6 protein-coding genes and 1 pseudogene are annotated in these 15,351 nt (G+C 54.7%); 3 read left to right on the top strand and 4 right to left on the bottom strand.

Going from position 1 to position 15,351, the window contains the following annotated elements; all coding sequences use genetic code 11:
• Positions 1–175: 175 nt before the first annotated feature.
• From HMPREF0178_RS21085 to HMPREF0178_RS15300, 3 genes are all read left to right on the top strand, one after another.
• On the top strand, positions 176–616 hold the full coding sequence (locus HMPREF0178_RS21085) for a LexA family transcriptional regulator (RefSeq protein ID WP_232281293.1): 441 nt from the start codon (positions 176–178) through the stop codon (positions 614–616).
• A gap of 496 nt (positions 617–1,112) precedes the next feature.
• Positions 1,113–4,460, top strand: a complete 3,348-nt coding sequence (locus tag HMPREF0178_RS15295; protein WP_009380616.1) for an STY4851/ECs_5259 family protein — start codon at positions 1,113–1,115, stop codon at positions 4,458–4,460.
• Between the two features lie 374 nt (positions 4,461–4,834).
• Positions 4,835–10,624: a DEAD/DEAH box helicase gene (locus tag HMPREF0178_RS15300; RefSeq protein WP_232281307.1), complete on the top strand. Its 5,790-nt coding sequence runs from the start codon at positions 4,835–4,837 to the stop codon at positions 10,622–10,624.
• Between the two features lie 162 nt (positions 10,625–10,786).
• Here HMPREF0178_RS15300 and tnpA read toward each other — a convergent pair.
• From tnpA to HMPREF0178_RS15315, 4 genes and pseudogenes are all read right to left on the bottom strand, one after another.
• Positions 10,787–11,245: pseudogene (tnpA, locus tag HMPREF0178_RS15305) on the bottom strand (IS200/IS605 family transposase).
• 294 nt (positions 11,246–11,539) lie between these two features.
• On the bottom strand, positions 11,540–11,683 hold the full coding sequence (locus tag HMPREF0178_RS21090) for an AlpA family transcriptional regulator (protein WP_009380624.1): 144 nt from the start codon (positions 11,681–11,683) through the stop codon (positions 11,540–11,542).
• A 486-nt stretch (positions 11,684–12,169) separates the two neighbouring features.
• Positions 12,170–12,460, bottom strand: a complete 291-nt coding sequence (locus HMPREF0178_RS15310; RefSeq protein ID WP_009380625.1) for a type II toxin-antitoxin system RelE/ParE family toxin — start codon at positions 12,458–12,460, stop codon at positions 12,170–12,172.
• A gap of 403 nt (positions 12,461–12,863) precedes the next feature.
• Positions 12,864–15,351 (bottom strand): bifunctional diguanylate cyclase/phosphodiesterase (locus HMPREF0178_RS15315; RefSeq protein ID WP_009380627.1); only part of this gene is annotated, 2,488 nt, incomplete at its 5' end.

The raw sequence follows: 15,351 nt of genomic DNA on the forward strand, positions 1-15,351 counted from the left end.
CGGCTCATGCGGAGTGACGGAATCAGGTGATCTATCCGATATTTTCCTATAACGGAGAACAAGGAAAGAATACCGGTTGCCGAATAAATTAAAGAGTATAATACATTGATTTTACAAATTTTATTAACACAAAACACGTACATTCATATGCTGACGTGATGAATACCTCCCCCCCATGTCCCTCTCGTTGCGTATTTTGGGAACGGCTCTTCTGGATTGCATCCCGGAAGATCAACGGATTCCGCTGTACCTTTCTCCTGTGACGGCCGGATTTCCTCCAACGGCTGATGATTACGTGGACCAACAAATCAATCTGCACGAATTGTTGGTCCACAATTCGGCGGCTACCTATTTTGTGCGAGCCGTGGGTGATTCCATGCTTGGGGCGAGAGTTCATGACGGGGATCTGCTCATTGTGGATCGTTCCGCCGAGGCCAGATCCGGGCGGGTGGTGATCGCGGTGCTGGAGGGGGGAGCTGACGATCAAACGTCTGATACGCCGCAAGGGACGGGTATTACTCGCTCCGGAGAACCCCGCGTATCTGGAATTGACATCACTGAGCGGAAGCATGTGCACATCTGGGGCGTGGTGACGTATGTCGTGCATAAACTCTGATGAAAGTCTCTCGAAACGGTTCTGTCTGTCGTCTTCCTCGGCGGTAAGTCTGATCGTCCGCCGTCTCTGAAATCCGCTTGTTGCCTTCTGTTTTTCCATCTGCCTTTCCTGCCTTTTTGAGAGCGTGAGGAGCGAAGCGCCGAACGCTCTGAGGGAGTCCAAAGGCGGAGCCTTTGGCAGGATAGTAGCTGTCGTCAGACAACTACTATCCTGTAAAGATGAACCTCCGGCGCGGTCAAGGTTCATGCCTTGATCGCGCCGCCTTTTGGAAATGGATCAGATGGCGTATTCATCTTATTTCTGTACTTTGTTTTTCTTCTTAAACAGATTGCAAGAAAAGCTGTTTGATGAGGGTGGATTTGTTGAGGCCTATAACCCAAATGCACAACCATTTGTCTGGAGGAAAAAACTCAGGGGATGCCGACTTAAAAACAATGCTTGAAACTTTTACAATTAGACACTAATGAAACTATACATACTTCTATGGAGAAGCAATATGGCGAAGCAGCTCAAGATAAAAGACTGGTTGAATGATTTTCTGGCCAGCAGGGAACTTGACGCCCCAGACGGCCGCCACTTGTTTTCCTATCATGCCACACCGGACGAATTCCTGACTCTGGAAGAAGGCCTAAAACAAAACATGACATTGGCCTCCATGCTGGGCTGCCAAAACCCCTTCTGTCTGTGGGACAATGCTCCCGACTTCGATGCCGTTTTTGTGCTTTATGCCGCTTTGTGCTGGCAGCAAAGGTACGGAGGGACGACATGGACGTATGACGTCATCCTGAACGGCCTGAACACCTCTCTCTCCAATCCCAGTCTGGAGCTGAGGGATATCATTGAAAGAGGGCTGAACTTCTGGGGCCTTGCCAAAAGCGAACGAGGCTATGCCTATCTCGGAGCTATCGCGCGCGAGGCCGGACTTCCGCAGAAGCTGCTTGCCGAAAACAGAGGCGCCGTAGGACGCCTTCTCCATTCCGTTCTGAGAGAAGCGCTGCGTTCCGGCCAGTCCGGCAGCATCGTTACAAGCTGGATTGAAAGCTGCAAAACTCTCCTGCCCCAATCTTACTGGAACGAGGAAATCATCGCTCTGTTGGCCGACTCCATCAACGCCATTCTCAACATCAAGAAAAATCTTCGTGCGAGCACGCTCGAAGAGGCCATGTCCGAGCTGGATGAAAAAACTCCCGACTGGCGTTCCTGCTTTCCGCTTCCCCTCTATGACGATACCGCTCGCGACCTTCTAAACCGCCTCCTGGAAGATGCGGCGTCTTCCACACAAACGGTACAGACCGGAAGTCCTGTCTCTGCTGTCCGCAGCCTTATCAGGAATGCCGGACAGGATTGGGATCTTCTGGTCCGTCTGGATATACCCTCCCGCATAGAAACCGGCATCAGCCAAGATAAGCCGCGCGTGCTCTCCATGTGCATCACTTCCGGCCAGAGATCTTTCGAGTCCGTACTGAAAAAACATGCAGACAGCGATTTCTATTTTTTTCAGCAAAAGAAGAATATGACCTTCTCCGGTCCAGACGCCGTGCAAGAAATCATTGTCCGATACACCGCACCTTCAGGCTTCTGTCTGACCCATACTTGTCCCGGTGGCACGGAACTGGACTCTGAACTGCCCTGGATTTTCGAGGGAGAGCAGTACGGCTACCGTTTCCGGCAACAGGGCGGCGGCAGTGTACGTGGAACGGTCAGCTATGTTGCGCTCGCTCCCGGATGGGAAGCCGAAAATGCGGAAGACATAGGTTCTCTACTGGGTACAAACAGGCATGTCTACCGCATGACAAAACCTAGCCGCCTAAAAAAAGACGACCTCGATTTTTCTATACGAACCTCCGAGTTGATCGGTGAAGAGTATGACTGGAGCAGGGACAACCGTTTCTGGGATGTGGAAATGCTTCAACCCGCACTGGCATTCCGCGGTATTCCCAAGGCCGTTGTTTCCACGGGCGGCACGAAAAAAATCCCGCACGGCAAAATGCTAAAAAAAACAGCTGGGATGGAAAAATTTGCCCCGTTTTCTGCCTCAAATGCGCCTGTCGGTGTCACTCAGGTATGGTTCAAGGCGAACGACGGCGCCAGCCTACGCAGTCGCATGCTTCTTCTGCCCATGAAAGCCTCCATCAGCCTGTCCACAGATGCGGAGGGAAACGGCCTTCTGCGCCTTGAGAATTGGAACGCCGAAGCGGCTACCTTCGACCAGCCGCAGGCAGGACTGGAACTTGCCTGCCGACCTCTGGGAAACAGCCTTGAACTTGCCTTTAAAACTCTGCCCGGTCGTGTGCCTCCGGCCACGGTGGATCTTCGGGTGTCTTGGAAGAATAATCCCCAGTCCGCGCGTATCCGCGTTCCCTTTCCCCAGACAGGAGCCCGACTCTTCAACGCCGAAGGTCAGGAAATTCTTTCAAACAAACAAATCTGCGCGCTGCATCTTCACGGTCTGCGCCTGTACTGTTTCATCATGGGAGTGCATCATACTGCGCTTCGCCTCTCCCTGCCCGGCAAAAAACTGGACTATCCACTGGAAACTCATGAGCACTGCATGGGCATCCACCTCATAGACTGGCAGAATGCCCTTCTGGAAATGCTCGCCATGACAAATGGACTGGACGACCGCGTCTCACTCGACATTCTTTTCGATGGCCAGAAAGTAGCGGGCTGGAACGTGGCCCGCTACGAATCCTGTCTTGTCCCGGAGGAAACGAAAGCCGTGCTCGCCCTCCCCAAGTACGGAACCCGACCTTCACAAGGTTATGCCATGAAGGCTCTGCTGCTCGACCACCCAGAACTTGGTCCGACACTGCTTGAGGAAAGCCTGCGTGAAGACGGCACGGCCTCGGGCGAGTGGGAGCTTTCAGAGGTGTTGGACAGGCCTGGCCCCTGGCTCATTTTTGATGATACGGAAGGCACATCTCTGCGTCCTCTGCTCTGGACAGTGAACGGCGACATCGACGAAACGCCCCGCAACTGCCTTCAGGCCGCCATTGCCGAAAAGGACAGAGAATCCCGTCTGCGGGCGTTTCTATCATGCGTCGCTGTCATGGAACACGACCTTGACGCGCCGGAATGGACGACTCTTCTTGCGCTTTTCAAGTATGTGAGGAACCTACCGCTTTCCACGCTGGAAGTCTGGCAGGCCCTTCTTCATTTTCCACGCATCATGGCCATGATCGCCCTGCATCCGGGCATCTCCTTCCAAGTTCTCACATCCAGAGTCGACACGGAACTTCCCTTTTTGTGGAACTTCGTTTCCCGGCAGGACTGGAGTGCAGCCAGCCAGTGCGTCAAACACTATTTTGAAAAGCTCATTCCCGGCGACATGGCCTTCGGCATCTGGCAGGATCATATGCAGAAGACTATGGAAAATCTTGGTTCATGCTGTCCGTCCGTCAACGCACTCGTACACATCGCTAATCCTCTTCCCTGTGAAACACCGATGTTGACAAGTGTATGCGCCTATTACCACGCAGATCAGGTCGCCTGTCTTCTGTTCAAAGACAACAATTCTGAAATGCAAAAATTGCTCCGACGGCACGCCGACGACAAATGGCCGACAGCGTTTGCGTCCCTCGTCAACCGCGAGCGGCACAGCGACGATATCAAGTCGTTCCTGCCCTTCTCGCAGGGGCATGGAAACAGCGTGCTCGGCCTGCCCATTCTTCTCACGCTTCAGGCCTTTGAGCCGCAAACAATGTTTATCCCCGTTCCACCCGACCAGGACACTGTCTTTCACGTCCGCGAGCATCTTCATTTCGACGCCGAATGGTTTGAACAAGCCTCCTCCCTTACGGCTTACTGCTGCGCATCGAAACGCTTCAGCATAAAGGAATCATGAGCATGCCTCTGTCGTATTTTTCCAGAATTTTCCCTCGCCTTCAGGAACGCATCCGGCAGGATGTGCCCTCCGCGCTACCGCTAAACAATGATTCTCTGCGCCGCTGTCTGGACGCCATGCTCTCCTGTGCGCCGGGTGATGAAGGAAGTCTCACAAGCGACCCGGCATTTGAAGCCATGTTCGGCTGGAAACAGGCAGACCTCAGCATGGCCGACCTTGCAGGGAACCTGCTGGATGAACGCCTGGCCCGCTGCCTCAACGAGCCGCCCGAGGAACTGCGGCAGGACTACGAGTTCCCGTCTTCTCGCAGGCCTTACACACACCAGCTTGAAGCCTGGAAAACTCTTTGCGGGAAGGAGCCTTCCTCCGCCGTCATCAGCAGCGGCACGGGATCGGGGAAAACGGAATGCTTCATGATTCCCATCCTCGACAGGCTGGCCAGACAAAGCGCGGTACAGGGCGGCCCTCTGGAAGGTATACGGGCCCTTTTTCTCTACCCGCTCAACGCGCTCATCAGCAGTCAGCGCGATCGGCTCGACGCATGGACGCGGGGCTTTAACGGCAACGTACGTTTCTGCCTTTATAACGGTAAGACACCCCAAAGTCTGCCTGCTCATGAAAAGAGATGCGCCAACGAAGTGCGCTCTCGCGATGAGCTGCGCGCCAGTCCGCCCCCCATTCTTTTTACCAACGCTTCCATGCTGGAATACATGCTGGTGCGCACAGAAGACGCACCCATTCTGCAAAAATCCCAGGGCACGCTGGAATGGATAGTGCTCGATGAAGCACACTGCTATATAGGTTCCCAGGCCGCGGAACTCTCCCTTCTGCTACGCCGTGTACAGATGGCCTTCGGAGTGACTCCCGACACAGTGCGCTTTGTGGCCACATCCGCCACCATAGGCGATCCAAATGGTTCGACCGGATTGGAGCTGAAACGCTTTCTCGCAGACGTGGCGGGCGTTCCCGTCTCTCAAGTCACACTTATTGCGGGAGAAAGAATGATTCCCGTACTTCCCCCGCTGGAAGAAAAGCCCGCCATGCTGGAAGAGTTGGAAGGCATGGCTCCCGAAGAAGCCCAAAGTGCCGCTCGTCATGAAGCGCTCTGCCGCTCGAAAACGGCAAAAGTATTGCGTGCACTGTTTACCCGGGACAAAAACGTGGCATGCCTCTCCGAGGTACAGACTCTGCTGAAAAAAGAAGGCCTTCCTGCCGGCACAAATGTCGCCCTGCGCTGGCTCGACGTGCTTTCATGGACACGGGGAAGCGACGGCACACCCTTTCTTCCTCTGCGCGCCCACATGTTTGGTCGGGGACTTTCCGGGATCTGGGCCTGCGCGGACCCAAACTGCCCGCACAAACAGAAAGATTTGCAGGACGACTGGCCTTACGGCGCGGTATGGACGGATCTGCGCGAGCACTGCACATGCGGAAGCCCTGTCTTTGAAATCGTCACGTGCAGAGGTTGCCGCACGCCTTTCCTTCTGGCGCAGAAAAACGACCGCACCGATAGCGACGGACGGCCCGCAGAATTTCTCATGCAGAAGATACACTTGCTGGAGCCGGAATACGAGGATGACAGCCTCATCGACGAAGAAACGACCATGAGCCGCATTGTAGATTCCTACGCCATTCTGCTGGTACGGCCCGGTGCATCGTCAGTCTCCTTCTTTCTCGACAAGGAAACCTTCCGGCTCATGGACACGGACAACGGCCATGCCATCCGTGTTTCATTGAAGGAACCGAATCCCGACAAGGGCAGTCTTGCCTGTCCCCTCTGCCTGGAAACTTCGCGGGGGCATCAAGAATTCTATCATTACAACACAATCGGCACACCCTACCTGCAAAACACCATAGCTCCGGTACTTCTGGAGTTTGCTCCAGACGGCAAGGACCCCATGCAGCATCCCTTCCGGGGCCGCAAGATGCTCACCTTCAACGATAGTCGGCAGGGCACGGCGCGCTCGGCCATGAGCATGCAGCTCTTTTCCGAACTCACGCGCATACGCGGACTTCTCTATCATATCAGTCTGCAGGTCTGTCAGGACGGCAATGACGAAAAGATGGCCAAACTGCAGCAGGACATCGCTAAGCTTGAAGCATTGCCCGAAGAAACCCTGTCCGCTCTTCAGAACATTCTGGACGAAAAAAAGGCAGAGCTTACCAGTCTTGGGAACATGGTTCCCGTTACCTTCGACGACATAGCTAAAAAACTTCAGATCGAGCGTTCCAGCTTCGAGGCTCTGCTCCGAATCTATCAGGAAAAAGCGCCTGCGCTGTTTTCCGTAGGTTCCGGCACATCGGACTTTGCCAGGATGCTCATCTTCCGTGAATTCGGAAGACGACCGGCAAAAGCCGTCAATCTTGAAACGCTGGGGCTCATGGCCGTACGCTATCCGGCACTGGAGCAGGTAACTGCCGTTCCTCGGGAATTGAGTCGCGAAAATCTCACGCTGCAAGACTGGAAGGACTTTCTGAAAATTTGCCTCGACTTCGTGTTCCGGGCCAACGGCGCCACCGATTTCCCAAGAGAATGGAGAAAATGGCTGGGCATGACCTACAACCAGAACTTCATGCTGCCCCCGGACAGGGAAGAGCACGGCAAGTTCCAACTTCTCTGGCCCCAGTGCCGCCGTAACAGACAGCACCGGCTTGTGCGCCTTCTCGAACGGGCGCTGCGCATAAACACCGAACACTGGGAACATGCCGACCTCATCGACAGTATTCTTCGTCAAGCATGGAACCAAATCACGAGCCTCCCCAAGCTCTGCTCAAGACACACGGACGGCGTTCTTCTGCAGCACTCTGCCATGAGCTTCGCGCCGCTGAAAAAAGTCCGCCTTTGCCCCTTCACGCGACGTTTTCTTGATACTGCATTTCTCGGTATTTCTCCCTATCTTCCCCGCAAGGGCGAACAAAACGCGTCCTGTCGGGAATATGCCATGCCTCTCTACCCTTCACCGTTCGAACCCACTTCCGAAAGCGGCGTTCAAAAAGCCCGCGACTGGCTTTCGAAAAACAAGGACGTTCAGACGCTACGGCAGGCCGGACTTTGGTTTGCCGACCACGACAGTGTCGTGGAACTCACCCCTTATTTCAGGGCGCAGGAACATTCCGCCCAACTCCCGTCCGCTGAGTTGGATTTATGTACGCAAAAATTTCGGGAAGGAGACATCAACGTGCTCTCTTGTTCCACCACCATGGAAATGGGCATAGACATCGGTGGCATTTCCATCGTAGGCATGAACAACGTACCTCCTCATCCGGCCAACTATCTCCAGCGCTCCGGCCGTTCCGGCCGCCGAGGGGAAACGCGAGCACTCACCTTTACCATGTGCAAGAACAACCCTCACGAAATGGCGGCCTTTGCCAACAGTCGCTGGGCCTTCGACACGTCCCTTTCCGTGCCCCGGGTATCGCTGAACAGCCCTGTCATAATGCAAAGGCACGTCAACGCCCTTCTACTCACGACCTTTCTCAAGGAACGGCAGCAGGAAGACGACAAAGATTTGGCCAAACTCTCGTGCGATGCCTTCTTCACCGGCAACAATCCGGCGGCTCGTCTCTTCTCCCTGCGCTTCAAAACGCTGAAAACAGACTCGCCCCTTCTGGAAAGCATACGTCTTTTATGTCGCAACAGCGTCTTCCAGAACGAACGCCCGGAAGCAATGGCTGAAAAAGCCGCCGAAGCCATGGACAGAGCGTACGAACGCTGGCACGGTGATTATGACATCCTGTGCCAAGAAGAAAAAAACATGCAGAGCGATGGCGGCAAGGAAAATTCCGCAGCCAAGAAGGCCGTTACCCTCCGCAAGGAGCGCATGGCCAAAGAGTATCTGCTCAAGGAACTCATCTCGCAGGAATTTCTACCCGCCCACGGATTCCCTCTTCATGTGGCCACGTTTGATACCATGTATCTTTCCCTTTTCCTGGAGCAGCAGCGACGAAAAAAAGAAAGCAGGGGAGAGGTGGACAACCTGTTTTTACGCAGAGAACTGCCCAGTCGTTCTCTTTCTTCGGCACTCACCGAATATGCGCCCGGCAACAGTGTGGCCATCAACGGCCTTGTCTACGAATCGAGAGGCATAACCCTGAACTGGCATATTCCCGCCTCCGAAGAGGCCGCCGCGGAACTCCAGAACATACGAAGCCGCTGGAGATGCCGGAACTGCGGAAGCTTCGGCACGGCGGCCAGCCGTTCCCTGACGGCATGCAGCAACTGCGGCGCTCCCCTTACCAAAGAAAACTGGCATGAATATCTTGAACCTGCGGGCTTTGCCGTCGACTTTTTCAGGGAACCTTCCAATAACGTTGCGCTCGGCATGAAAGGTCTGAGTCACGCCGAGGCCAATGTATGCGCCTGCGGCCCGTGGATATCCCTGGGGCTTCCCGAAACGGCCCGCTTCCGCTGCACCACGTCCGGCACGGTATTTCATCGCTCTCGCGGTCTTTACAGCAAGGGATACGCGGTATGCCTAGCCTGCGGCAGGGTAGAGTCCATCTCCGAAACAAGGGAAATACCCTCTGCCATAAAGCATCATAAAAAACTCCGTGGAGGGAAAAACGAAAACGATCCCGCCAACCATATCTGCCCCGCCTGCCGGGAAGGTATGGAATGGAAAATAAAAGCACCTCTCTGGCTTGCCTGCGAAAGTAAAACCGACGTTTTGGAGCTACAGATACGAAAGGAAGACCAATCATGGCTCAACAATGAAGCACAGGCCTTTCCCATAGCTGTCGCCCTGCGCGATGCCTTGGCCGCGCGGCTCGGCATTCAAACGGAAGAGATGGAATGTACCGTGGACACCCGCAGAAGAGAAGATGGCACGATCTGCACCTCCATCTTCGTCTTCGACAAAAATGCCGCAGGCTACGCCTCTTCCGCCGGGGAGTACATGGTGGAACTTATGCGCGACGCGCACGATCGTCTGCTCTGCAAAGGTCATGGCTGCGAAACTGCCTGCCCCCACTGCATCCTCAGCTTTGACCTGCGTTACCAGAGCCGGGAGCTCGACAGGCACAAAGGGTTGGAAGTACTCACGCCTGCATGGTTCACCCTGCTCGACCTTCCCTCGCAGGCGCGCATCTTCGGAGCTTCGACCGCAACGGAAACCATGCGTCTTGAAGAATCAGTGCTGTTCATATCCCTGCTGCATCCTGAGGCAACCATTCTCATGCACCTCGGACCGAATTCTCTGTGGCTGCCCGGCGACGGTGACATGCTACACCTTTTGGACATTCTGAGGCTGCGGCAGGTACATGTTGAGCTGACACTGGAGAAAGAATTTTACGACAGCTTCAGCCAGGAAGAACGCATGCTTCTTGCTCCCCTTATCCACGGCAACGTGACCTGCTCCGTTCTTGAGGGTGACTTTTCTCATCCTCATGCCCGTCTTGCCGTCACCATAGAAGACGGGCTGCTGCATCGCTGGGCCGTGTACGAAGAAGAGGAAAACCGCCTGTTGCTCAAAGGCTGCACGGAAGGCGATGCGGGCACGCGCAGACCGCTTCTGCAAAAGGATCTTCAGGCAAAATCCGGCAACAGCGCCATCGTGCAGATAGGAGGCAACGACAAGACTTCCGTCACAGACTTCGGCCCATGGCTGTGGCACAAACTGCGCCAGTCTCTTGAAAAAAATCTGGGGCTCGATCCCGTTGCCGCCCGGCGGCCCATCACACGCATCCTGTTTTCCGACAGGTACTGCAATTCCCCCCTTACCACTGCCCTTCTCTACAGACTGCTGAGTCATCTGAAAGAGCTCTACGGCGAGGCATGGACTTCCCCCACCTTCTTCGTCATGCTCGCAGACCGGATTTCCGGGGAGTACTCCCATGTGTGGGACGATTGGAGCCGTGCCACAGAGCGTGATGAAGCCGTCAGAGGATTGTTGAACGAACTGGGAACGGCCAAGGTAGTTCCCATGGATAAAAAAATGATGGCTCATGCCCGCTCCCTTCGGCTGGATTTTCAAGACGGCACGGCACTGACCATCTGGCTTGACCAGGGACTCGGATTCCTCAAGGTAGAACGCAAATGTCCCGACCGGCTGTTCCCCTTCCAGGAAACCTGCGAAGAACAGATCATTACGCTAAAGAATATGGAGCAGACTCTCGAAGTAGTTCCGGGAGGAACGGTCGTCAGCCTACAGTTGGGCAAAGTCTAAAAAACTGCCCGATACTGCATCCACGGGAACAAACACTATAGCGGAATATGAGGCGAAACAGGAACCTCCGGCATAGCCGGGGGTTCTTCTTGTGTACCTGTAAGGCTCTGTTACCAGCAGCGCCCTAGCAGGCACATGTGCGATCTGACCTTTCCATTTCTGTTAATTGCGGCACGTAAACGGGCTTCCTGGGTATGACAAGCTCAGTTGGTCACCAGTTTTATCTGATTAGAGCTGGTGCTTGATGTAGTCTTGAATCTCGGTTTTGTTTTTTCCCACCATGTCAACGTAGTACCCACGACACCAAAATTCACGATTACGATATTTGAACTTCAACTCACCGAACTGTTCGTAAATCATCAGACTGCTCTTGCCGTTAAGATACCCCATGAAACTTGACACACTCATCTTGGGAGGAATTTCAAGCAGCATATGAATATGGTCAGGGCAACATTCCGCCTCTACTATTTTCACGTCTTTCTATTCACACAGTTTACGCAGAATTTCGCCAATGGCTCGTTTCTTTTCACCGTAGAAAACATGGCAGCGATATTTAGGCGCAAATACAATGTGATATTTGCAGTTCCAGCGCGTGTGGGCTAAACTTTTTACGTCACCCATTGTGACCTCCTTTTGATTTGTTGACTCGCAGTTGCTAGACCGCGAGACCTTTTAACAAATCAAAAGGAGTTTTACTGACATGGGCAAAGCTGTAATCTTTTGAGAATCCCGTGCCTAGCGCGGGGTTCTCTTTCATACAAGAAACACGGCGCGGTCAGGGTATATGTCCCGGTCACGCCGTGTCTTTGGAGTGCGTCAGGTAGCACACTCATATCTGGTGTACGACTCGTGTTTTCCCTCCTGCATAGGGTGCCGGGGAAGCTGCCTCATGAAAACGGCAATATCCGAAGCCCTTCATACGGTGTCACGCGGTCCCTGCTTGATGGGCTTGGGGTAACGTCCATCCTTGCAGCCCTGCCACCATGCGCTCTTACTGATGGGAACTATCTTTAACACTTGGGACAAGCGTAAAGGGGATTCGTTTTCTATATTAAACATGAGGAACCTCCATACTGAATTTTTCAAAGTGTATCATGACATTTTTCAACACGGTCTGTAGACGTCGAAAACATACTCCAATAACGTCTAAGAAAACCTCGCAAGAATAAATGAGGACCATATTTTTTTGCTTGACAGGTTTTAAGTTTATTGGATTTTTTAGGGAGGGGCTTTTATAAAATATAAATATCCAGCATAGATAAAAAGCGGCCCTGTCCGAGACGGAATCTCTGGTATAGGGCCGGGGGTGTGTCTTGGCTTTTATGATGCCGATTGTGCCTGTTCGCGTAATGTGTCCAGATAGTCAGCGTGAGCCTTGAACCACACGTTGCCGTTCCGGCAGATACTCGGCCTAGTTGTAGGCAGCGCAGACACTGTTGCGCTCGCAATGAACAAGCTGACGCTCTATCCAGTCCGCGAAATAACATGCTAAATAGACATCTTTGGACTTCTAGGACTGCCTGAGTGACTTCAATGTGAAATGCTCTAATACCCCACTTCTTTCTGGTGTTTCACAGCGAGAATCAGAATAGAGTCGTAGCCCACTTCATAAATCAGCACGCAACCTGTAACGCCAAATGGGAAAATCAATTCCCGGTGCTCCGGGTCGAGATCGTCGGTCGACCTGCCAGCTTCAGGAAATCGGGCTAATACGGCGGCATGTTTTTTTGTGGCCCATGCAGCGGCCATAGCCGTTTCCCTGTCTCTTTCGGCCAGGAACCTGTAAGTCTTCTGCACTCCCCAGATGGCGTTCTCCGACCATTTCAGATATGGCATTTGATGCTCCACGTCATGTCCTTAGGCCAGTTCATCGAGCCAGCCGTCAACTTCTTCTCCAGTCAGATGCAAACCGGTGAGCATAAAATGCTCGTGAGCGGCACGGGCCTCCTGACGTAGAGACTCTCGCTGTTCTTCCAATCCACATAGGACTCGGTGTCTCTCAGCATGATGCCGTGGGCTGACTGGTTTCGGGCCTCGGCAAGACTCTTTATCCTCTCCCGTAATGCTTGCGGGAGCTTCGAGGAAAGCGGCACATGACTCAAGGCCAGTGCCGCTTTCATATCGGTTCAGTGGACGCCATCTCAACATCCGAACGGAAAACGCGGCTCGGAGACGGCAAAGAACGCGTTTATCGGGGTGATTGAACGCTTTCCGGCCCGGGCGGGCTTCCGGGAAAGGCCTATGCGCACCTTCCGGACGGGGGGAGGCCCTCCGGCACAGGGCGGGCCACGGCATACTTTTTCTCGTATTCCTCAACCGGGATCGGGCGGCTGAACAAAAAGCCCTGCACGATCCGCACGCCGCATTCCTTCAGCACCGCCAGCTGCTTTTCGTCCTCGACCCCTTCCGCGATCAGCCGGATGTCCATCTTCCGGCACATCCCCACCATCGCCTCGACCACCGTCCGCGCGTTCCCGTTGATCATGATGTCCTTCACGAACCCCCTGTCGATTTTCAGGGCGTCGAAGGTCGCCATGGACAGCAGCGCCAGATTGGAGCTCTCGATGCCGAAGTCGTCGATGGAGACCTGAAAGCCCGCCGCCCTTACCCGGTCGATCTGCGCCTTCAGCTTCTTATAGTCCACGTTGTTGAGGCTTTCCGTGACTTCGATTTCCAGATACGCCTTGGACAGCCCGTATGTGCCGCAGATGGCTTCCAGCCGTTCCACAAAGGAGGCTTCCATAAAGGAACTCCGCGAAAAATTACAGGAAATCGGAAACGGGGATTCCCCTTGCCCGCTCCATTCCCGTATCTTGGCGCAGACGGATTCAAACACATGGAAGTCTACCTTGCTGATCAGCCGGGAGTCTTCCAAGATGGGGATGAACGCGTCCGGAGAGACGATCTGGCCGTCGTCGTCCCGGTAGCGCACCAGCGCCTCCGCGCCCACCGCCTGCCGGGTTTCCGTGTCCACCTTGGGCTGGAGGTACAGCAGGAACCGGTTGTCCGCCATCTTTTCCCGCAGCAGCTCGGGGTCGGTCAGATGGCGGGCGGAGTCGGTATGATGGCGGTAACGCCCCGACGGCTGGTGGTTGCGGTAGAAGGCCTTCTTGTCGGCATACATGATCTCGTCCGCCTCGGCGATCACGGCAGGAAGGTTCCCGCAGTCCTCCGCCCACTGGGTCCCAATCGCGGCCCGGCACGTCTCGCCCTGAAAATTGTTCCGCAGCTCGCGGACGATCTCATAAAAGTTTGTCTTGCCTATCCCGGTGTAAATGATGACGAATTCATCGCCGCCTATCCGATAGAAAGAACCCTTCTTGCAGATTCTCCGGATGGTCTGGGCGCACCGCGTCAGCACCCGGTCGCCCGCGGCATGGCCAAAGTGGTCGTTGACCTCCTTGAGCCCATTGACGTCAAGGTAGATCACGCCCACGGGGACGCTCTGGCCGGTCAGCCCGTTGACGTCCTGTATGTAGCGGTTCCGGTTGTAAAAAGAGGTCAGCACGTCGTGGTAGCTCAGCTTGGAGAGCAGCTTTTCGTCCTCGCTCCTGCGTATCGCCAGCATCAGGAAGTAGCGGAGGGTCTGGAGGAAGGCGGCCGCGTTTTCCAAGTGTTCCCGGGGCGGGTTGTCCAGCCCGATGCAGCCGTCCACCTTCCCTTCGCGCTCCAGCGGCACAAGGACGGCGCGCTCGATCCCCTGAGCGGCAAGCAGCTCATATCCTTGGATCATCGTCCCCTTGAGGTCTTCCACATCGGCGATGAGCAGGTTTTCCTGGCTGCGGAATATGTCGAACCACATGGTGAATTCAGTCTGGGGAAGGTTTTGCAGGTTATGGATCTGCGGCTCCACGCCTTGCGCGCACCATTCGGCCGTATTGGAAAAGCTCTCACCCTGAAACTGGAAAACATAGGCGCGCCCCGCCGAAAACAGCTTCCCCACCTGTTCCAGCACAAAATCGGTGGCCTGCGCGATGTTGTGGTTGCGGTGGAGTTCCCTGAGGCACTCCACCAATACCCTGTCGCGCTCCAGACGGTCCCGCATCTCTTTCTTTTCGTTGGCCGTCTCGGTGATGTCGAAGGCGATCTCCATCCTCGCCATGCGGCCTTCCCATTCCATGAGGCGGTCTTTGAGCAGGTAATGCCGCTTGGTGAGGGGGTTCGTAAATTCCCATGTGTACGTTTCATCCGCCTTCATGAGCGGGATATTGCAGAACGGGCAAGGCGCGTCGCGCCCCTGCAATGCCTCATAGCATTTCATGCCCCGCCTTTCGTCGAGGCGGAACGTTTTTTTCCCCACGTCGTTGATAAACAGCAGATCATAGGTATCTATGTCGGATACGTACATCAGTTCCGATATTTCGTTCATGGGGACGAGGAGCTCCTGGGACAGCCGCGACAGGTGCGCGCTCTTCCGGCGGTTCTCTTCCTCGGCCTCCTCAAGCCGCTTCCGCCTTTTTTCGTGATAGAAGGCCGACAGCGCGCTGAGGCCCGCCAGAAAGATGAAGGCCAGATTCATGTAGAGCAAGGCGTTCTTGGCGTCCTGCACGCTTTCCTCGGTGAAAAGCTCGGCCGCCAGAACCGTACGGTCCGCCAGCGCGAAGTATTCCTCGCTCAGCTGCAGCAGGGCATCCCCGGAGCCGCCGCTCCTGTAGCGGACGATTTCGGCCTTGATCTCCGCCCACTCGAACTTCATCTTTGCCAGCAGTTCCTGAAACTCGGCGCTT

The organism is Bilophila sp. 4_1_30 (assembly GCF_000224655.1).
In the GTDB taxonomy this organism is placed as follows: Bacteria; Desulfobacterota; Desulfovibrionia; order Desulfovibrionales; family Desulfovibrionaceae; genus Bilophila; species Bilophila wadsworthia.

Coding starts and splice junctions, on each gene's coding strand:
- HMPREF0178_RS21085 (WP_232281293.1), top strand. CDS start 176: ATGTCCCTCTCGTTGCGTATTTTGGGAACGGCTCTTCTGGATTGCATC.
- HMPREF0178_RS15295 (WP_009380616.1), top strand. CDS start 1,113: ATGGCGAAGCAGCTCAAGATAAAAGACTGGTTGAATGATTTTCTGGCC.
- HMPREF0178_RS21090 (WP_009380624.1), bottom strand. CDS start 11,683: ATGTTTAATATAGAAAACGAATCCCCTTTACGCTTGTCCCAAGTGTTA.
- HMPREF0178_RS15310 (WP_009380625.1), bottom strand. CDS start 12,460: ATGCCATATCTGAAATGGTCGGAGAACGCCATCTGGGGAGTGCAGAAG.